This is a genomic window from Vibrio bivalvicida, assembly GCF_001399455.2.
GTDB classification, from domain to species: domain Bacteria; phylum Pseudomonadota; class Gammaproteobacteria; order Enterobacterales; family Vibrionaceae; genus Vibrio; species Vibrio bivalvicida.
In genome coordinates this window covers 1-20,615 of the sequence record NZ_LLEI02000015.1, presented here as the reverse complement: position 1 = coordinate 20,615, position 20,615 = coordinate 1, and the positions used below count along the sequence as shown (strand labels likewise).

Here is a 20,615-nt window from a genome sequence, read left to right as displayed (position 1 = left end):
GCGCATAATAACTAGGAAGGAATTTGAAATGTCTTCTGCATTCTACGAACAGATTCAAAAGCAAATTGAAGAAGTAAAGGCTGAAGGTCTTTACAAGTCAGAGCGTGTGATTACGTCTCAGCAGCAAGCGGCTGTTAAGATCTCTACTGGTGAAGAAGTGCTTAACTTCTGTGCAAACAACTACCTTGGTCTAGCTAACCACCCAGAGCTAATTGAAGCGGGTAAGCAGGGCATGGACGTACATGGTTTCGGTATGGCTTCTGTTCGCTTTATCTGTGGTACTCAAGACATCCATAAAGAACTAGAACAAAAACTGTCAAAGTTCCTAGGTAAAGAAGATACGATTCTTTACACCTCTTGTTTCGATGCGAACGCTGGCCTATTTGAAACTATTCTAGGCAAAGAAGATGCAATCATCTCTGACGCGTTAAATCACGCTTCAATCATTGATGGTGTTCGTTTGTGTAAGGCGATGCGTTTCCGCTACTCAAACAACAATATGGAAGAGCTAGAGCAACAACTTATCGCTGCGAAAGAAGCCGGTGCTCGTCATATTCTTATCGTCACTGATGGTGTGTTCTCTATGGATGGTGTGGTAGCGAACCTACCCGCTATCTGTGACCTAGCTGAAAAGTACGGCGCATTGACTATGGTTGATGATTCTCACGCTGTTGGTTTCATGGGTAAGACAGGTGCTGGTACACACGAATACCATGACGTTGTGGATCGCATCGACATTATTACGGGTACGCTAGGTAAAGCTATGGGTGGGGCGTCAGGTGGTTACACATCTGGTAAAGCGGAGGTCATCGAATGGCTACGCCAGCGCTCGCGTCCGTATTTGTTCTCGAACTCTGTTGCGCCTGCAATTGTTAATGCATCTATCCGTGTGCTAGATCTTCTAGAACAAAGCGGTGACCTTCGTGACCAACTATGGGAAAACGCAGCACATTTCCGTACGCGTATGGAAGCAGCAGGCTTCACTATGGGTGGTGCAGACCACGCAATCATTCCTATCATGCTTGGCGACGCTAAAGTAGCGGCCGAGTTTGCAGAGCGTGCTCTTGAAAAAGGTATTTACGTTATTGGGTTCTCGTTCCCAGTCGTACCAAAAGGTCAAGCTCGTATCCGTACACAAATGTCAGCAGCACACTCACGTGAGCAGCTTGATCGCGCTATCGATGCATTTATCGAAGTAGGTCGTGACATGGAGATCATTAAGTAATGAAAATCAAAGCACTATCAAAACTTAAGCCTGAAGAAGGCATCTGGATGACAGAAGTGGACAAGCCAGAGCTTGGTCACAATGATCTTCTTATCCGTATTAAGAAAACTGCGATTTGTGGTACTGACGTACACATCTATAACTGGGATGAGTGGTCGCAAAATACGATTCCTGTGCCTATGGTTGTCGGCCATGAATACGTGGGTGAAGTGGTAGGTATTGGCCAAGAAGTCCGTGGCTTTGAAATTGGCGACCGCGTATCGGGTGAAGGTCATATTACCTGTGGTCACTGTCGTAACTGTCGCGGTGGTCGTACACACTTATGTCGTAACACAGTCGGTGTCGGTGTTAACCGAGAGGGTGCTTTCGCTGAATATCTTGTTATTCCTGCATTTAACGCGTTTAAGATCCCAGAAGGTATCTCTGACGATTTAGCCTCTATCTTCGACCCGTTTGGTAACGCTGTTCATACGGCACTGTCTTTTGATCTTGTTGGTGAAGACGTACTAATAACAGGCGCAGGTCCTATCGGTATCATGGCTGCGGCAGTCGCTAAACACGTAGGTGCTCGTCACGTTGTCATTACTGACGTTAACGAATACCGCTTAGAGCTAGCTCGTAAGATGGGTGTGACTCGCGCTGTAAACGTTGCTGAGCAAAAGCTGGAAAACGTTATGGAAGAGCTTGGCATGACAGAAGGCTTTGATGTCGGCCTTGAAATGTCTGGCGTACCTTCTGCGTTTAACTCGATGCTTAAAACAATGAATCACGGTGGCCGTATTGCACTACTAGGTATTCCACCATCAGATATGGGCATCGATTGGAACCAAGTGATCTTTAAAGGTTTGGTGATCAAAGGCATCTATGGTCGTGAAATGTTTGAGACGTGGTACAAGATGGCTTCATTGATCCAGTCAGGCCTAGATCTAACGCCAATAATCACACATCACTACAAGATTGATGATTTTCAACAAGGCTTTGACGCTATGCGTAGCGGTAAGTCAGGAAAGGTTATCCTAGATTGGGAGTAGGGCAATACTAGGTTAATTGAGGCTTGTTACTATCTAACTACTTACTGGTTATCTGGATAGGTGAATAGTAAAAATAGCCCTGATTTGCACTTAGAAAGCCCCAGAATTGAATGACGCCTCGAGTTAAATCGAGGCGTCTTTTTTATATCCAGCCAAAATGTATTGTAGATTTAACTGTTTCTAGTTAACGGGTGATTCGAATAATCCCCTTAATCACATCACGACATGATTTGATTAAATACCTTAATCACATCATAATATGAGTAGAATAAGGTAATTTTTCAAATCAAGGTATTGTTATGTGGATATGGGAGCAAACGAATTGGCCTCACTTTTTCTGGGATGAAGCGGTCGTAGATCCGTTGCTTAGGAAGACACGATTAAACCAAGGTGTCTTACTGGGCAGGATGACTAGCCAGCCTCAAGATCAGAACCAAAGTATGCTCGATACCTTGTTAGCGAACATAGTCCATTCTAGTGCTATAGAGGGTGAAAAACTGAATGCATTTTCAGTTCGTTCTTCGCTCGCGAATAAACTCGGTTTGACAGAAGAGCGTCCTTTCCCAACGACGGAACAAACAGATGGGCTTGCCGAGATTATGCTTGATGCCGTCGATAATCTTGATGCACCTCTTACCTTAGAAAGAATCCTACATTGGCACGATAGGCTTTTCCCTGAAGGCTACACGCTGTTCAATCCAGTTGTTGGCGGTCAGCTTAGAGGGACAGCGCCTATGCAGGTAGTGTCCGGGCGAATCGATAGGCCAATTGTTCACTTTGAAGCGCCGGGGAGAGAGAGGCTTGATAACGATCTTGACCAGTTCGTCGCATGGTTTAATCATTCAAAGCAAGACATGAAATTGGATCCATTGCTTCGAGCTGCCATCACACACCTGTGGTTTGTTACTCTGCATCCACTCGATGATGGCAACGGGCGAATCACTCGTTTGCTAACGGATTTGGCTTTAGCTCAAGCGGATCAGCAATCAGTTCGTTTTTATGCGATGTCAGTAGGCATACTTGCAAATCGCAAAAGCTACTATGAAATATTAGAAAAAACACAGAAGGGTGATGTCGATATTACCGACTGGGTAGTATGGTTTCTTGACGTCCTAAATGAAACGTTTGATGAAGTCTTAAAAGAGATTCAACAAACGGTGTTGAAAACCAATTTCTGGCGAGATGTAGATCAGACTCAATTGACGTCAGAGCAAGCAAAAGTTCTAAATCGAATGCTTGATGGTGATTTTGTTGATGGTATTAATACCTCTCAATATCACAAAGTGGCGAAAGTCAGTAAACCAACAGCGACTCGACACTTGACTGCATTGGTAGAGCAGGGATGTTTAGTAAAATCAGGTGCCGGACGAAGCACTCGATATGTTTTGGCCAAGCAAAGCTAAAAACAGCGTCAACTCTCACAACAATCTGTTGATAATCATATAGATTTCAATTCCTTTGCACCTGATTCCAACTATTGTAGGTAATCATAGTTTTCTATCTGTTCATTGCATTTCTCACCAACGTATTATGGTTGTGAACGTTAGGGTCTGTAGACCCTATTGAACTATAGGAATAAAAATGAACAAAACACTATTATCAATTGGCTTAGCAACAGCGTTAGTCGGTACTGCTCATTCTGCACAATGGAGCTATGAGGGAGATACCGGACCACAGTACTGGGGAGAATTTGGTGCAGAGTGCCAATCAGGAAAGAATCAAAGCCCAATAGACGTTAAAGATGAAGTTAAGGCAAGCATCGCAGAGTTAAATCTTGATTATTCTGGAAAGGTCACTGCGCTGACCAACAACGGACATACGCTACAAGGAGTGGTTGAAGGAGATAATACTTTCACTGTTGATGGTAAGGAGTTTAACCTCGTTCAGTTTCACTTTCATACACCATCAGAAAACCTAATCAAGAGTCAAAGTTTCCCGCTCGAAGCTCATTTCGTAAACGCGGATAGCAATGGCAACCTAGCAGTACTGGCTGTTATGTATAACACGTCTCCGACTAGCAATAGTGAAATTACCACTCTATTAGAGACGTTACCAAAGTCAGGTCAAACTGTTTCGTTGAGTCATTTTATTGATGTAGCGGATATGATCCCGGATACCGAGTATTACTATCGCTTTAACGGCTCGCTAACAACGCCGCCATGCTCAGAAGGCGTGCGCTGGTTCGTTTTGAAACAAGCACAGACACTTAGTCAGGAGCAAACTCAACTATTTAAACAAGCGATGGGGAAAAACAATCGACCTATTCAAGCACAAAACGCACGTGTAGTACTAGAAAACGAATAGCAAAAGCTTATAGCGCCAGCAATTATTCTGGCGCTAAATATTATTGAACAGGATTTCTAATCTAAACGTCATTTTTGCTTCACCTTCTCTTTGTGTATCTTCTTCACGGTTCCAGTTGTACTCAGGGATCAACTCGTAAAACAGCCAAGTTCGCCATACATTCTGTCGATAAGTCACGGAGGCGTGAGTGTTCGTAACGTAATGAAAAGGTCGGTTAGTTCCCGTGGTACTTAATTGATAACTAAGTGCCTGATGGTCAGAAACATGCTGATAGAGTGTAAGCCCTGTACCCACTTCCCAGCCTTTGATATCGCTTTCCCACTGAGCGTAATTGCTCCAGCGAAGCAAAAAGTCGCGGTTGATTGAATAATCTAAGTCAATATTGGTAGATTCACCCGTTACGCTTTTCTTCTGATACAACTTCTGAGTAACGCGCAGCAACCATTCATCATTGATAGAGTATGTATAGCGAAAACGTCCTTCGATACCGGGTCTTGCATTGACCTTAACGTTGAAACTATAGCGTTCTTTACTTAGCCAATCGTATCTAAGACCAAGAGTATTTTCGGCATCTTCGCTAGTTTGCGGAAACAAGTCGAATAAATCATCTTCTTCATCCGACTCGAAAACCACCTTAAGTCGTTTGGTTACCTTAGGTAAATGAAAGCGCGCTTTGAATCGAGTCTTAAACTTGTAGCCTTCACCCTCCACATAAGAGAAATCATTTCTCCAACGAACAGTACTGCCAGCACGAGCGTCTTGGTCTACACGCTCATCAACGAAAAAACTATCAAACCAAATCGCAGGCTCGCAAAGCTTGGTATTTACATAGTTAAAAGCGGAATCGAGGATTTGAGCACTATCTGGCTGACTATGGCAATCGGAGTAATCTACTTTGCCGTCCGCGTACGTTGCAGTAGATAAGAAGGTAGAGATTAGAATTAGGTAGCGCAATTCATTAATACATTCTGAGGTTTAAAGTTTGAGTATGTCTAAAACACATTTAAATGGTCAATGTTTTAACGTATTCAAGTGATAATTTTACAACGCCAACCGTAAACGGTTGACGATTTGTTTAGGAACCTTGTGCTATCTGCGAGTATTGGCGTAGCAGATCGGTCAGTGTAGTGACCCATTCAAGAGCATTCTTTGGTGCCTGCTTGACTATAATTTCTACGTGGTTGCAATGTGTCTCAAGAGGTATCGCACGTTCAAGATGGAAAGAAACAGAGTAGAAATGCCACAATAATAGGCGCTGCATACGTATGATATTTTGTTGTTTACTTTCTGACTCTTCAAATAAAGCAGGGAGTTCACTAAGCGCAATGGCATTCATACGCAACATCGCATCAAACTGTGCTTCTTGAAGCTTATCTTCGTCTTCTGTCTCATCTAAATCAAAAGTAAAAAGCTCTGTCATTGACTCTTCTGGTACTAAACGGTGAACCATTCTCAAGCTTAGTTCTTCTAACTCTTCTCGTGGCATTTGAGATAAGCAGTGATAAGTGTAATCGCGTTGCATCCGGTAACTCTGACAATTTATGAATGGCGAGTATTCTAACCATTTCTTTAGAATTTTCTACTTGGCTTCGGAAACAAAAAAGCCCCGCGCTACAGCGGGGCCAAACTTCGTTGTGTTTGCAATTTTAGCCATTGACGTTGTTAGAGAATCTATGTCGCTACCAAAAAGTACGTTAAGAATTCTCATTTAAAACTAGGTCTTTTCCCCTTAAGTGCAAACCTAATTATTGTATTTGTAATATATATTAACTAAATATGTGATCTTGGTTCAATGATTCATAGCAACAAGATGCCTATTCAATAAAGTGGCCAACTGAAACTATTTGGTGTGAAACTCATTATTCATCCAACATTCTGTCTATTGATTGAGCAGTTGAACGTTTGCGTAAAAATATGTGATGAATATCTCATATATGGCGCTATACTTTGCGCCCGGTTGAGAGTTACAGCTCTACCAATACAAGCCGTCACAGGGAATGGTGAATGACCCCACGGACCGGACCAGCTACCTATTCAATGCTTGTAGAGGTAATCTTTAATGAATGTTTTGTTTGGCTTAATCGGTGTAATCGCACTACTTTTGTGTGCGGTTCTACTTTCGGAAAGTCGTAGTTCAATTAACTGGAAAACAGTGTCGCGTGCGCTGTTGCTTCAAGTGGGCTTTGCCGCTTTAGTGCTTTACTTACCTTGGGGACAATCCGCGTTAACTAGCCTAAGTAGTGGTGTTTCTAGCTTACTAGGTTTTGCCGACGAAGGTATTGGCTTCTTATTTGGTGATCTAGCGAACACTGGTTTTATCTTTGCGGTTCGCGTTCTTCCTATCATCATTTTCTTCAGTGCTCTTATCTCTGCACTTTACTATCTTGGGATCATGCAAAAAGTCATCGAGTTTATTGGTGGTGGTATCCAAAAATTCTTAGGTACAAGCAAAGCTGAATCACTTGTCGCCACTGGTAATATTTTCCTTTCTCAAGGCGAGTCCCCACTTCTTGTTCGTCCTTTCCTTTCTAAAATGACTCGTTCGGAACTGTTCGCTGTTATGGCGGGCGGTATGGCGTCGGTCGCTGGTAGTGTGTTAGGTGGTTACGCAGGTTTAGGTGTTGAACTTAAATATCTGATTGCGGCAAGCTTTATGGCGGCACCTGGTAGTTTAATGATGGCAAAAATCATTGTTCCAGAGCGTGAAACGCCAATCGATCAATCAGACATTGCAATGGACAAAGCGCAAGAAAGCAATGTTATTGATGCCCTCGCAAGCGGTGCAATGAACGGCATGAAAGTCGCTGTTGCAGTGGGTACTATGTTGATTGCCTTTGTCAGCGTGATCGCAATGGTAAATACTGGACTAGAAAGCCTAGGTGAAGTGGCTGGTTTTGGGGGTGTGACACTGCAAGCTCTATTTGGCTACCTGTTCTCTCCATTAGCTTGGTTAATTGGTGTACCTTCGAACGAAATGCTTATGGCAGGCTCTTACATTGGTCAGAAAATTGTAATGAACGAATTTGTTGCATTCATTGACTTTGTTGAGCATAAAGCCATGCTATCAGAACACTCTCAAGTTATAGTTACTTTTGCTCTGTGTGGATTTGCCAACATTGGTTCAATCGCAATTCAACTTGGCTCAATCGGTGTTATTGCCCCAGAGCGCCGTTCTGAGGTAGCTAACTTAGGCATTAAAGCAGTGCTTGCTGGAACACTTGCTAATCTAATGAGTGCTTGTTTAGCGGGTATCTTTATCCTACTGTAAAAAGTACACTTTCTTTGATTAAACCGAATAGGAAACTATTCGGTTTTTTTATATCCAAAATCTAAAAAACTTAATTTTATGCGATGCATTGCAGTGATCGCTTAAAACCTGATTTACAGCAAAATCTCCGAAAATAGAAAGCGTAGGATGATTTGAGTTCGCACTTTCACAATCAAAATAATAAGAGATTTCGTTATGAATGAATTAGTTCAACGTTTTTTGCGCTATGTAGTCTTTGATACTCAATCAAATCCTGTAAACCCTGCAAGCCCAAGTAGTGAAGGGCAGATTACTTTTGCACATTTTCTTAAGCAAGAGTTGATTGAACTTGGTTTGTCGGATGTTTCTTTAGACCACAATGGTTACCTTATGGCTAGGCTGCCAAGCAATGTCGATTATCCGGTGCCAGCTATTGGCTTTATTGCTCATATGGATACAGCACCTGACGCATCCGGTGAAAATGTAAAACCACAAATAATTGATGACTACAAAGGTGGTGATATTGCACTTGGTAAAGGGGATGAAGTCCTTTCTCCGATACAATATCCTGACCTTCATATGTTACACGGTCATAACCTTATCACCACTGATGGAACCACGCTTCTTGGTGCAGATAACAAAGCGGGAATTGCAGAGATTCTTTCTGCTGTTGCAGAGTTAATCGATCACCCCAATATTCCACACGGAGACATCTGTATTGGCTTTACTCCAGACGAAGAGATAGGTAGAGGTGCTGATCTATTCAATGTTGAAAAATTTGGTGCGGAGTGGGCCTATACCATTGATGGTGGCCCAGTCGGTGAGTTGGAGTTTGAAAACTTTAATGCCACCAGCGCAGACGTCGTTTTCCATGGTGTGAACGTACATCCTGGAACTGCGAAAAACAAAATGGTCAATTCTATGAACATTGCAGCTCAGTTCCAAGTAATGATGCCTGCCGAAGAGACACCTGAGGCGACAGAAGGCTATGAAGGGTTTTATCACTTGAAGTCAGCGGAAATGTCGGTGGCAAGAAGCGAACTCGGCTATATCATTCGAGACTTTGATCGTAAAGGACAAGAAAAACGCAAACAGTTTATGATCGATAAAGTCGCAGAGTTAAATGAAAAACTCAAACACGGCCGTGTTGAACTCAAAATGTCAGATAGTTATTTCAATATGAAAGAACAAGTTGAACCTTATCCTCATGTAATCGAACTAGCAAAACAGGCAATGATTGCTTGTGATGTTGAGCCGAAAATCAAACCTATTCGTGGTGGTACAGATGGCGCAAGACTCTCTTTTATGGGGTTACCTTGCCCAAACATCTTTACCGGTGGCTACAACTTCCACGGAATTCATGAGTTTATTTCAATCGAAGGAATGGAGCAGGCAGTGAAGGTCATCGTGACTCTTGCAGAGAAAACGGCGCTCAAATACAAATAAACGTACTACCTACACCTGATATTTCAAAGAAAATCATATACATTTATTAGAATTGATTTTTATAGTGGATATCTGGATGAAAAAACTCCTCTTACTCGTCACGCACTCTTCGTGTATAGGATTGGGCTTCGCTCTTGGAATTTATGCGTTGCCCATCCTTATTCAACCGACATCACCAAGCATGAATGAGGTACAAACCGTTACCAATAACGCTATTTATAACGCTTCATTTCAAAAGGATCGTAAAGACAGTGACTTTCTCCATTGGGGAGAAGGATCTGTCTCCATTAGTGCCGAAAAAGTAGCGTTTATTGGAAAGCTCGCACCTGGTCCTGATTACAAACTCTACTTTTCTCCATCATTCATTGAAACAGAAGCCGACTTTAACGCACAAAAAGAACTAATGGTTCGTGTAGGTGAAGTCAAGAGCTTTGATAGATTTACCGTAACCTTACCGCAGGGTTTTCCGATTAATGATTACAATACCGTTATTGTCTGGTGTGAAACCTTTGGCGAATTTATTACATCGGCTAGATATAGATAGCTGAGAGGAAACACGATATTCAACTCATCTTGCGACCAATACAGTAGAAATATTCTGCCGCGTGTGGGAAGTTAGACGACTAGTTTTTGAATCAACAAGTTAAGGGGCGTTTGCCCCTTTTTAGCAAATAGGAGCAGGGCGTGGAGAAAGTACAAGCCGTAGTCGATTTTCTTCTAACTCACAAACTCGTTTTTACAGCACTGATCATTGTTTTGATTTCTTTAATTCGTCGAATCATCCTTTCTATGATTCGTGGTGACGTCGACTTCGTTTCTGAAGAGCAGCGAAATTGGATGTCTCGGACCAAAAATGGCACATTTATCATGACTGTGCTTGTGCTCTTTGTTCTGTGGCAATCAGAAATAAATGAGTTTGCGCTCTCTGTTACAGCCATCGCCGTTGCGATTGTCGTGGCGTCTAAAGAGATTATCCTCTGTTTCACCGGATCTATTCAGCGTGCGAGTTCTCGCTCTTTTCGTATTGGTGATTGGATAGAAGTAGGGAAGATATGTGGCGAAGTTATCGAACACAACATGATGGCAACCGTCATCCAAGAAATCGATTTGCACCACGGGCAATACCACTACACGGGGAAGACAGCCACATTACCTAATAGCATGTTCTTTACCTACCCAGTAAAAAATCTCAACTTCATGAAGCGCTACGTATATCATGATTTCTCTGTTGTTGTCCCTGAGTTCGTTAATCTCTACCCAATCATACCTGAAATGCTTGAAAGAATTGAAAGTCATACTGGCTACTTTTATGACGTCGCAACACGCTATAACGCGGTTATTGAAAAGCATGCCGGGGTAGATTTGCCCGGAGCTGAGCCTCACATTCATATTACTAGCGGAAGCACTGGGGAACAGGTCGTCCACTTTATGCTGTTTTGTCCAACCGATAAAGCAACACACTTAGAGCAAGAGATTCGCGCCGACTTTATGCAGCTATACAGCGAGCGTTTTCCTATTACTAAAGAAACCGAGTAAGCACAGTAATCCACAAAGAGGGAATTATGATTAAAAAGGTAGGGAACACCATCATACAACACATACACAAAGGAAGTTGCCACTGTGGCACCGTTAAATTCGAGCTAAATTTACCGAATGGAATTGAGAAGCCCCGGCGTTGCGACTGTTCAATATGTAGAAGGAAAGGAGCAATTGTAGCCTCAGTTAAACTTGATGGCATTCGTATACTTGAGGGTGAAGATCAGCTTAAGCTTTATCAGTTTAACACTCATACCGCAAAGCACTTTTTCTGTTCTAATTGTGGAATATACACACATCACCAAAGACGATCGTCACCGGATGAGTACGGGTTCAATGTCGGCTGTTTAAAGGGAGTAAACCCTTTTGATTTGGGAGACGTTGTCACTAATGATGGTGTTAATCACCCAGCTGACCGCTAGAAAATCATGGTGGCTTAACCCATTAGTCACCAAGCTTATTGATAAGCAATTGTTATCGTGACATTCAAATGTTTAATTAGAACTTACCCTATAATCCGAGTATGGTGCGTTCAGTTGCCCGTATGAGCTTAGTGGTCTATGACTATCAGTTTGAACACAGCAAACGAATAAAGCCACTTCATTAAGGAATACCTGTGTCATTGGCAACACATCGCTTTATTGAGCACTACTGTAACTTAAACCATTTGGCTTAATTCCTTAATGAACAAACACACGCATTGCAATCTTACGTCGACATTCAAACTTAGCCGAGCTATTAACACTCTGTCTCGAGTAAGTGATGACGAAACACTCGCACATCACCATATTCAAACATTGCAACGAACAGGCAAATTCATTTTGTTTTCTCAACCGCTTGTAAATGTTGCATCTCGGAGCATTGTTTCCATGGAGGTATTGCTTAGGCATAGAGCAAATAGCGGAAAGATTACGCCACCAACGTTTCTAACTAGTTTTGCAAAGCTCGGCTTAATACCAGTGCTTGATATGTGGGTTATAAATCACGCTTTAGCGCAGATATCGACGCAACGAGTGAGATGTGGATTTAAACTCTCGATCAATGTATCTCCCCAAACTTTCTTAATTGAAGGCTTTGCGAGTTCCGTTTTGGATATGATTGAGCGCAGTGGTCTGGGTTATCACCAGATAGAACTTGAAGTAACAGAGGATGTCTTGATACAAGATGAGAGTCAAATTCGAGAGGTCTTCAATCAGTTAAAAAGCGCTGGAATTAGTATTGCCCTTGATGATTTCGGGACTGGATACTCGACGATCGGAAACCTTATCAGCTATCAATACGATAAGGTCAAGATTGACCGCTCACTAGTATCAAACATAACAAACAAAAATGGTCGTGAAATACTGCGTTTGACCACCGATTTAGTCAAACTGTCAAGCGCTGAGATTGTCGTAGAGGGGATAGAAACGAGCGAAGAGTTGGAATTTGTCTCAAGCTTAGGTATTGAATCAGTTCAAGGCTACTACTTCTACAAGCCTATGCCATTTGACGAAGCATTCGCGTTACTTTCAACTTGAGCAAGGCTGACGCTAATGCCAGCCTTGTTTCTTTAGTTTAAGCGTAATACTTCTTCTTCATTCTTAGCGCAACATTTACGAGTGCTATCAAGACTGGCACTTCAATCAAAGGACCAATAACACCAGCGAAAGCTTGGTCAGAGTTTAATCCAAACACCGCAATGCTAACGGCTATAGCAAGTTCAAAATTATTTCCTGTTGCAGTAAATGCAATTGACGCGTTCTTGTCGTAATCGATGCCCATTTTTTTACCAACAAAGAAGCTAACAAAAAACATTAGGACAAAGTAGATACATAAAGGGATAGCGACTCGAACAACATCCATTGGCAATTCAAATATCATTTCGCCTTTTAGGCTAAACATTAAAATGATGGTTGCGAGTAAAGCCACTAAAGTTATTGGCGAAATACGCGGAAGAAACCGCTCGTTGTACCACTGTTCGCCTTTTAGCGCAGTTAACCACTTACGGCTAAGAAAACCTGCTAAGAAAGGAATACCCAAGTAAATCAAAACGCTCTCAGCAATATCCAGCATAGAGATGTCGACATTAAACCCTTGGTAACCAAATATAGGTGGAAGTACAGTAATAAACAGCCATGCCATAAAGCTATACGTAACAATCTGAAATGCGCTATTTAAAGCTACCAAAGCTGCGCCATATTCTTTGTTGCCACCTCCGATATCATTCCAAACAAGTACCATAGCAATACATCTAGCAAGCCCGATAAGAATGATACCAACCATATATCCAGGTTTGTCTGCCAAAAATACCAATGCCAAAACAAACATTAAGACAGGGCCAACAATCCAGTTCATTATCAAAGACAGCTTGATTGCTTTTTTGTCTCTACTGACCTTGCCTAGTAAACCATAGTTAACTTTGGCTAATGGGGGGTACATCATTAAGATCAATCCGATTGCGAGTGGAATATTGGTACTACCAACTGACATAGATTCATTCCACTGAGCAACTTGAGGAAAAGTCACGCCAATTGCGATACCAACGGCCATAGCAACAAAGATCCAAACGGTAAGATAACGATCCAAAAAGCTCATATTTGTGGCTGCTGAAGTAGTTCTACCTTCAGTTGCTAATTGTTGATTCATTGCAACATCTCCATTCGTTAATCGTCGAATGACGATTGGAAGGGGTTAAAAATTGGGAAGATAATGAATGATCTTCCCGTAATTAGTTTAACTAAATATAGAATTAAATTGACTTGAAAACTCATCAATTTCTGTCTTGTTAACGCGATAACACACTTTAGGTGGTATTGATTCAGCGGTAATAAATCCCGCTTGTTTCAAAACTCTCAAATGCTCTGATACGGTTGACTGTGCGAGCCCTAGTTCAGAAACCAAGTCACTGTTCAGGCAGCCGTCAAGTTTTTCCAAGTTCAAAAGAATCTTGACGATTCGAACGCGGGCAGGGTGAGACAAAGCTTTTGCTTGGGCAGCGAACCTTATCTCTAGCTCAAGTTCACGCTCTGAGGAATCAAAAGCTTGTGCGTTTGTACTACTGCACTGTTTATTCATTCTATGGATACTCAATAGTTAATCGTCGAATTACGATTGATATTACAAGCACTTTTTCATTCGCGCAACCTAAATAAAACCGAATAACCAATTTGATGAACGAGTTAAATAAAATGCCGCTCTATGATCGAGCAGCACATGTTTAGAGCCAGTAATCCACTCAATTCAAAGTGAGAATCATATCGGCTGTACCTTCTTCGAACTGAACATCTAAAGTGAAGCCGAGGCTCTGAGCCAGCATCAGCATCCCACGGTTCGTCGGCATTGTCATACCAGACATCTGTTTAGTTCCTTTATGCTGACAGTATTCAATGATTTTGTTCATCAACACTTTGCCCAGACCATTGCCCTTTAAGTCAGAACGAATCAAAATTGCGAACTCGGCATCGGTATTATCTGGGTTAATAAGTGCGCGCGACACACCAATAATAGGGCTACCTACACGGGTTTGACTTACAGCAACAAACGCCATTTCGCGGTCGTAATCGATTTGTGTCAGATTAGCTAATGCCTCATGATTGAATTCACCCACATCTGAAAAAAATCGCTTATATAGATCTTCTTTTGATACATTATGAATAAAATCAGCATGATGAGGTTCATCTTCCGGTAGGATTGGCCTAAGCAGTACTTCTTCTCCATCCTTCAGGGTGATGATTTGTTCGTACTCAACAGGATAGGGGCGGATAGCCAAACGTTGTTGTGCGTCCCCTTCATATTTCTTCAGAATTAGGTCTGCATCTAAAATGGTGAATTCAGAACCATTTGCGAGTACTGGGTGTATATCCAGCTCATGAACTTGCGGACAATCAACCACCATTTGCGAGATACGAACCAAAAGCTCTGACAAGCCGTGAATGTCCATTGGTTCGGGTAGTTTCTGCGGACGAATCTTTCCACTTTTGATTGCACGAACGATTAGATACCTAGCAAGCGCCATATTGAGTGGGGGCAGAGCTGAAGCAGCATCGATAGATTCATCCCATTCAGAGCCACCTTGACCAATAAGAATCACAGGGCCAAAGGTTTCATCAGTTTTTACTTTGATCCGAATTTCCTCACCTCCGGCCAGCTTCGCCATACCTTGCACCAACAGGCCATGAATATTAGCGGACGGGTAAGAGAGATTCGTGCGATCCAAAATCGCTTCAGACGCACTAGCAACTTCACTACTATTACGTAAATTAAGCATCACCCCTTGAACATCTGACTTATGCGCAATATCTGGCGAGCGCAATTTAACAGCGACCGGATAACCAATTTGTTCAGCAACATGGACCGCCTCACTAGAGTCAGACGCAATCCAAGTTGGCAAAACACGAAAGTCAAAATGACGCAAAAATGTACCAATTTGATGGGTATCCAATGATACTGTATCTTTATCCAGTAACTTAGTATCTATCCACTTTTTGGCTTCGTTGAGTTCTACAATGTGTACTGGTTCAGCCGTGGTAGGTGTTTCCATTAGCTGTTTCTGGTTTCGCCTGTACTCCACCAGGTGCATAAAGGCGACTACTGCGCTCTCAGGAGTACGATAGGTCGGTATTCCTGCTTGTGTAAAAATATCCCGCGCTGGTTTTGCCGTTAGTTCTCCTGACCAGTTAGTTAGAAAGTTGAAACGCCTATGTCTAGGATGTGATTTTATCGCTTCGACTATCGCTTTAGCCGTTTGCTCTGAGTGCGCTACTGCTGAAGGGCTATGCATGATGAGAATTGCATCAGCGCAATCAGCGTCCATGACCGTATTTAACGTTTCTATGTAACGTTTATCATCGGCATCGCCAACCATATCAATTGGATTGTTTTGGCTCCAACTCGCAGGGAGGATGTTACTCAGTTTCTCAATGATTTCTTCAGAAAGATCAGCGAGCTTACCACCGCGTTGCAATAGGGTATCAACGGCCATGATCGCTGGGCCACCACCATTTGTGATAATCGCAAGCTTTTCCCCTCGCAGTGGAACCGAGTGGGTGAGTGTCTCTACCGCAGCGAATAGCTCGTGCGAATTGTTTACCCGGAGCATACCTGTACGACGAATTGCTGAGTCGTAAATAATATCTAGTGTGTCATCTCCCCCCGTGTGCGCTCGCGCTGCGATTCTGCCCGCTAAGGTCCTACCGCCTTTTAACACCAATATTCGGCGATTCCGAGACGCAGCGCGTGCGGCAGACATAAATCGCCTAGCATCTTTAATCGTATCCACGTAGAGCAAGATTGCTTCGGTGTGAGAATCTGTACATAAGTGATCAAGAAGATCGGCAAAATCAATATCAAGAGCATTACCCAAAGATACAAACGCAGAAAAGCCTATATTTTTGTCGTTTGCCCAATCCAAGATAGTGGTACACATGGCAGCAGATTGTGAGATGAAAGCGATCTTACCCTTGATTGCTGTCACAGGTGAGAATGACGCATTAAAATTCACCCACGGCAATACAAGCCCTAAACTGTTGGGGCCTAAAATTCTGATGCCATTATTACGAGCGATCGACAAGCAAGCCACTTGAATACTTTCACCTTCCTCATTTGCAAAATGCATATCCGCTGATAGGACGATGACCGCTTTCACTCCCTTATCTGCCAGTTGTTGAAACAGCTTTTGGTTGTACTTTGCGTGAGTACATAAAATGGCGACATCGGGCACTATGGGTAGCTGTTCTATTGACGAGTAAGCTAGAACCCCACAAACAGACGAGTATTTTGGTGTGACCGGCATGATCGCGCCTTCAAAACCGCCATGGAGTAAGTTTTTCATAACGATATTGCCAGCACGCATCGGTTTGATTGATGCTCCAATAACTGCAACAGATTGGGGTTTCAATAGGTGGGTAAGGTGGCTCATGGCTAGGCTCCTGAAGGGGCGACACGTATAATCGTAACCAACAAAGAACGTTAATACTTGGTATTTTTGATGTTGTTTTAATCAGATCACTGAGGTACAGGTGAAGTTTGTGCCATGTGTCACAGAGTATTGATATATAATTAAAATGTTGGGTTGATTCTAAGTCTATCTAACGGCATGATTTACAGTAATTACTAGTTAAGGCATTTGAATAATTCATGAAAAAAATAGCGATTGTTGGCTTATCAGTGGTGCTTTCTGCATGTGTTTCGAGCGATTATGTGACGGACGTAAGCTCAGAAAGCTATCGTGAGGATTACAAAACAGCAAAGGTTGAACAACCTGTTGTGGCGCAGCAAGGAATGACTGAAGGCATCTCTGAAGATAACGTTGCTAAAGTTGTAAATACTGCATCGCCTCAACAGAGTAAAACGGTGAAGATGCAAGCTAAGGCAAAGCCAGCGGTTGCGATTATTCCACCAACCGCCAAACAGCAAGCTATGAACCCACGGTACGGTTTCACGATTCAGGTTGTCGCAGTCGGCTCACAAACTAAAGTCGATCACTTTGCGCGCAAACTACCACGAAAAGACAACCAGCCAATTTGGGGAAACTACAAAATTGTCAATGGTACTAAGTGGTATACGGTTCTTTATGGCGATTATGCAACACGTACAGATGCAAAAGCGGCAATTCCTGAATTGCCTACTGAGTTCCAATCGCTAAAACCATTTGTGAAGAGCATCGATGATATTAAGAACTCACAATATCCAACTCTGAACAAACTCAACTAATACAGGTTAAAGGGGCATTCGCCCCCTTTTTTATCGTCTATATTTTCTTCGCTCAGATGACAAAACGGATTTTTGTCTGGTAAAACCGTGTAAGTCATACTGGTTTTTATTATCATGGTCTGAGATTCTCCTGTTGTCTCACGGAAAGATATTTAATGACAAATACGACTATTCTTCTTCTTTGCGGCGGTGGTTCTTCTGAACACGAAGTCTCACTGGTTTCCGCCGATTTCCTACAGTCTCAATTAGAATCAACGAAAGGTTTTAACGTTGTTCGTATCGAAATGAAAACGGATGGTTGGTTTACTAATGAAGGTGAACTTACTTATTTAGATACTAACGCTGGCACTATTAACACTGATTCTGGATCAACAAAATTAGACTTTGTTGTCCCTTGCATCCACGGTTTTCCAGGTGAGACTGGTGACATTCAATCAATGCTAGAGCTTTCAGGAATTCCTTATTTGGGTTGCGGCCCAGAAGCGAGCACCAATAGCTTCAATAAGATAACATCCAAGCTTTGGTATGATGCGCTAGGTATTCCTAACACGCCTTACATTTTCCTTTCAGAAAACAACCAAGAAGCATACAAACGAAGCGAAGTCGCGTTTAAAGAGTGGGGCTCTGTGTTCGTCAAAGCAGCTAGGCAGGGTTCATCTGTAGGATGTTACAAGGTAACGGAAATCTCCCAACTTCAAAAGGCACTTAATGATGCATTCGGCTATTCAGATCAAGTATTAGTCGAGCAAGCAGTGAAACCGAGAGAGCTTGAAGTCGCAGCGTATGAGTACGAAGGTGAACTTCACATATCAAAGCCAGGTGAAATCATCGCACCGGAAGATGCTTTCTATAGCTACGAAGAAAAGTACAGTACTTCAAGCCATTCGGTCACTAAGGTGGAGGCATCAAACCTTAACCAAGAGCAGCTTGAATTGATTCGTCAGAGCTCCGAAAAAGTATTCACTCAAATGCGTTTACGTCACCTGTCTCGCATTGACTTCTTCTTAACTCCGGATGGAAAGATTTACCTTAACGAAGTCAATACGTTCCCGGGAATGACTCCGATTTCAATGTTCCCGAAAATGCTAGAGCATAACGGACATTCATTTGCGGGTTTCTTGGCAGATTGTGTGAAGAGTTCTCTCTAGTCCCAAGGTTTAAAGCTTTTGTAAACCATACGCTCTAGTGCTGCTTGCGATTGATTGCCAACGTATTGATAAGGCATAGCAGCACTCTTCCATCGCCCGAAACGCTGAATATCTTTTACCTTCATGCCTTGTGAAGCAAGCTCATTTGCGGCTCCAACTCGTAGCGACTGCCCAGAAAACTTAACATCAAGTTTTAGTTTGTCGCTGGCCGAACGCAAAATCCGATATACTGATGAGTCGTCTAGCGTTTCATTACTTAAGTTTCCGTGCTTATCTATAGAATTAAAAATTGCACCATTATGGCTACCACGTACATTTATCCAGCGAGTCAAAATTTCGGAGGCGTCCTCTGAAAGGGGGTACTCTTCATTTTCTATCCAAACTTTAAAGACAGATTTATCAAGACAAACACTATCAATACTTAAATCCCTCAATTCAGAGCGTTTAAGCATACATTCGAACATCAGGTGATATATCGCAAGGTTTCTAATATCGCGGAGGTGTTTTGAAGAACCGAGTAGGTTTGTCAGCTCCGTAAGATGCTGTCTATTAAAAGGAGTGGTTGATTTTGCATCTGCTTTCTTGTCAATCCGAAGAGAAGCTAGCAAGTTCCTAACAGAAACATTGGAAGTAGGGTCAGGCATTCCTAGAGTCTTATGAATCAAATAAATGGTCACACCGTAACGTTTAGTGGTTGAATATTTCCTTTGCTTAGACTCTTTTTCTAAGAACAAACGTACAGCGGTAGAAGCTGCGGGCAGAGATTGTACACCTCTATTTGCACAAAAATCGTTAAACAGATTCCAATCTTTGCGCATAGCTAAAAGAGAGTTGCGGGCGTATTCACCATTCATTAATTCATCTAACTCTTCGATAGTTATATTGTTTAATAACTTATTAACGAATTGTATTCTCTCATCTTCACATGTGACGACGCGAACATTTTTCCGCATTTTAACGCACCATAACCACTAAATGTATGATAAATATACTTGATAATGAGAGATTTACAATTATTATTAAACTATCTGAATACAAAGATAATAATGATTATGGCTGCTGCGACTTATAGAGGTTTTACCCTCAAATCTGCTGGGAATTCGACAGAAATATGGCAAGTACAAATCAAGCAACACGTGTTGTCAGGAAGTATGGCAGCCGTAAAGAAGAGCATTGATTGGTTTTGTGATACCGCAACAATTATCGATCCTAAAGAATTCAATTCTCTGGCGAATACAAAGAAAGCTGAAGGGCAACCCGCCCAAGAGAATTTCCACGGCTACACCATCAAAAATGACACAGGTGACGCAAACAGTTGGTACTGCTTCTTTAACGGTAGGCTAATCAAAGGCGGAAAGCTTGCTATTCAGAAGCACATAGAGGCATACTTAGTCGCTAAGCAAAAAGCTGAACAGCAACAAAAGAAGTAGAACTGTATGACTCTTGTATATAGCACTGACGTAGGTCGCATCAAACCCGAAGAAGACAAACCTCAACGTGAAAAAGGCGACGGTATCGTTCGTATCCAACGCCAAACGAAAGGACGCAAAGGTAAAGGCGTTTCTATCGTAACCGGTCTTGATTTAGACGATGCACCGCTAAAACTATTAGCAGCAGAACTTAAAAAAGTTTGTGGCTGCGGTGGTTCAGTAAAAGATGGCACAATTGAAATTCAAGGTGACGCACGTGATAAAATCAAAGCGCACTTAGAAAAGAAAGGCCACACAGTAAAACTTGCAGGCGGCTAAACCTATAAGTAGTGAGTTAATCTTTGATTATCGAACTGATTATTAGGTATTTTATGGTAAATCCAGTTATGGTTAATGCGAAAGTATCAACTAACGCTTAAACCGCAAAAATGGAAAGGACACCGGGCTGTCCTTTCTAAATAAGGTATCTAATTTAACATAACGTACATAATACGCACCAATTATGTAGGCGCAATTTAGTAATGTCCGGTTTGAGCAATTTTAAAATGTCCTCTTATG

The 20,615-nt window shown here is 42.3% G+C and carries 20 protein-coding genes; 14 read left to right on the top strand and 6 right to left on the bottom strand.

What is annotated here, in order from left to right:
* The first annotated feature begins 28 nt into the window (after positions 1–28).
* The 4 genes from APB76_RS02465 to APB76_RS02450 all read left to right on the top strand — a co-directional run bounded on the left by APB76_RS02465 (position 29) and on the right by APB76_RS02450 (position 4,560).
* A complete protein-coding gene (locus tag APB76_RS02465; protein ID WP_054962876.1) occupies positions 29–1,225 on the top strand; it encodes a glycine C-acetyltransferase in 1,197 nt (398 codons plus the stop codon).
* Complete coding sequence (tdh, locus tag APB76_RS02460) at positions 1,225–2,256, top strand: L-threonine 3-dehydrogenase (RefSeq protein ID WP_054962877.1); 1,032 nt, start codon at positions 1,225–1,227, stop codon at positions 2,254–2,256. Before APB76_RS02465 ends, tdh begins: the two co-directional genes overlap by 1 nt.
* 299 nt (positions 2,257–2,555) lie before the next feature.
* The gene (locus APB76_RS02455) at positions 2,556–3,659 is read left to right on the top strand and encodes a Fic family protein (protein WP_054962878.1); all 1,104 of its coding nucleotides are present in this window, start codon (positions 2,556–2,558) and stop codon (positions 3,657–3,659) included.
* A gap of 178 nt (positions 3,660–3,837) precedes the next feature.
* A complete protein-coding gene (locus tag APB76_RS02450; RefSeq protein WP_049846188.1) occupies positions 3,838–4,560 on the top strand; it encodes a carbonic anhydrase in 723 nt (240 codons plus the stop codon).
* A 33-nt stretch (positions 4,561–4,593) separates the two neighbouring features.
* Here the strand turns inward: APB76_RS02450 and APB76_RS02445 are convergent, their stop codons facing one another.
* Positions 4,594–5,514, bottom strand: a complete 921-nt coding sequence (locus APB76_RS02445; protein WP_054962879.1) for a hypothetical protein — start codon at positions 5,512–5,514, stop codon at positions 4,594–4,596.
* A gap of 121 nt (positions 5,515–5,635) precedes the next feature.
* Positions 5,636–6,082 (bottom strand): hypothetical protein, encoded by a 447-nt coding sequence (locus tag APB76_RS02440; RefSeq protein ID WP_054962880.1) that lies wholly within the window; start codon positions 6,080–6,082, stop codon positions 5,636–5,638.
* Positions 6,083–6,619: 537 nt separating this feature from the next.
* Here APB76_RS02440 and APB76_RS02435 point away from each other — a divergent pair.
* From APB76_RS02435 to APB76_RS02410, 6 genes are all read left to right on the top strand, one after another.
* Positions 6,620–7,828 carry a NupC/NupG family nucleoside CNT transporter gene (locus tag APB76_RS02435; protein WP_054962881.1) on the top strand — a complete coding sequence of 403 codons (1,209 nt, stop codon included), beginning with the start codon at positions 6,620–6,622 and terminating at the stop codon, positions 7,826–7,828.
* Between the two features lie 195 nt (positions 7,829–8,023).
* Positions 8,024–9,253 carry a peptidase T gene (pepT, locus tag APB76_RS02430; protein WP_054962882.1) on the top strand — a complete coding sequence of 410 codons (1,230 nt, stop codon included), beginning with the start codon at positions 8,024–8,026 and terminating at the stop codon, positions 9,251–9,253.
* Between the two features lie 76 nt (positions 9,254–9,329).
* Positions 9,330–9,797 (top strand): DM13 domain-containing protein, encoded by a 468-nt coding sequence (locus tag APB76_RS02425; RefSeq protein ID WP_049846183.1) that lies wholly within the window; start codon positions 9,330–9,332, stop codon positions 9,795–9,797.
* A gap of 140 nt (positions 9,798–9,937) precedes the next feature.
* Positions 9,938–10,789, top strand: coding sequence for a mechanosensitive ion channel family protein (locus APB76_RS02420; protein WP_049846182.1), 852 nt, complete (start codon positions 9,938–9,940; stop codon positions 10,787–10,789).
* A 29-nt stretch (positions 10,790–10,818) separates the two neighbouring features.
* Positions 10,819–11,211, top strand: a complete 393-nt coding sequence (locus tag APB76_RS02415) for a GFA family protein (protein WP_193395066.1) — start codon at positions 10,819–10,821, stop codon at positions 11,209–11,211.
* A 261-nt stretch (positions 11,212–11,472) separates the two neighbouring features.
* Complete coding sequence (locus APB76_RS02410; RefSeq protein ID WP_074181685.1) at positions 11,473–12,306, top strand: EAL domain-containing protein; 834 nt, start codon at positions 11,473–11,475, stop codon at positions 12,304–12,306.
* Positions 12,307–12,343: 37 nt separating this feature from the next.
* Here the strand turns inward: APB76_RS02410 and arsB are convergent, their stop codons facing one another.
* The 3 genes from arsB to APB76_RS02395 form a co-directional block, all read right to left on the bottom strand.
* The gene (gene arsB, locus APB76_RS02405; protein WP_054962884.1) at positions 12,344–13,414 is read right to left on the bottom strand and encodes an ACR3 family arsenite efflux transporter; all 1,071 of its coding nucleotides are present in this window, start codon (positions 13,412–13,414) and stop codon (positions 12,344–12,346) included.
* Between the two features lie 87 nt (positions 13,415–13,501).
* Positions 13,502–13,843, bottom strand: a complete 342-nt coding sequence (locus tag APB76_RS02400; protein ID WP_054962885.1) for an ArsR/SmtB family transcription factor — start codon at positions 13,841–13,843, stop codon at positions 13,502–13,504.
* A 160-nt stretch (positions 13,844–14,003) separates the two neighbouring features.
* Complete coding sequence (locus APB76_RS02395) at positions 14,004–16,685, bottom strand: bifunctional acetate--CoA ligase family protein/GNAT family N-acetyltransferase (RefSeq protein ID WP_054962886.1); 2,682 nt, start codon at positions 16,683–16,685, stop codon at positions 14,004–14,006.
* A 218-nt stretch (positions 16,686–16,903) separates the two neighbouring features.
* Between APB76_RS02395 and APB76_RS02390 the strand changes: the two genes are divergently transcribed.
* Both APB76_RS02390 and APB76_RS02385 read left to right on the top strand, forming a co-directional pair.
* Positions 16,904–17,479 (top strand): SPOR domain-containing protein, encoded by a 576-nt coding sequence (locus APB76_RS02390; RefSeq protein ID WP_054962887.1) that lies wholly within the window; start codon positions 16,904–16,906, stop codon positions 17,477–17,479.
* A gap of 155 nt (positions 17,480–17,634) precedes the next feature.
* A complete protein-coding gene (locus APB76_RS02385) occupies positions 17,635–18,627 on the top strand; it encodes a D-alanine--D-alanine ligase (RefSeq protein ID WP_054962888.1) in 993 nt (330 codons plus the stop codon).
* Here the strand turns inward: APB76_RS02385 and APB76_RS02380 are convergent.
* On the bottom strand, positions 18,624–19,580 hold the full coding sequence (locus APB76_RS02380; protein ID WP_054962889.1) for a tyrosine-type recombinase/integrase: 957 nt from the start codon (positions 19,578–19,580) through the stop codon (positions 18,624–18,626). The two genes, APB76_RS02385 and APB76_RS02380, sit on opposite strands and share 4 nt — an antisense overlap.
* Before the next feature lie 99 nt (positions 19,581–19,679).
* On the opposite strand from APB76_RS02380, the gene APB76_RS02375 reads away from it, so the two are divergent.
* Both APB76_RS02375 and yciH read left to right on the top strand, forming a co-directional pair.
* On the top strand, positions 19,680–20,057 hold the full coding sequence (locus APB76_RS02375) for a DUF3319 domain-containing protein (protein ID WP_049846173.1): 378 nt from the start codon (positions 19,680–19,682) through the stop codon (positions 20,055–20,057).
* A gap of 6 nt (positions 20,058–20,063) precedes the next feature.
* The gene (gene yciH, locus APB76_RS02370; RefSeq protein ID WP_054962890.1) at positions 20,064–20,375 is read left to right on the top strand and encodes a stress response translation initiation inhibitor YciH; all 312 of its coding nucleotides are present in this window, start codon (positions 20,064–20,066) and stop codon (positions 20,373–20,375) included.
* The last annotated feature ends 240 nt before the right edge of the window (positions 20,376–20,615 follow it).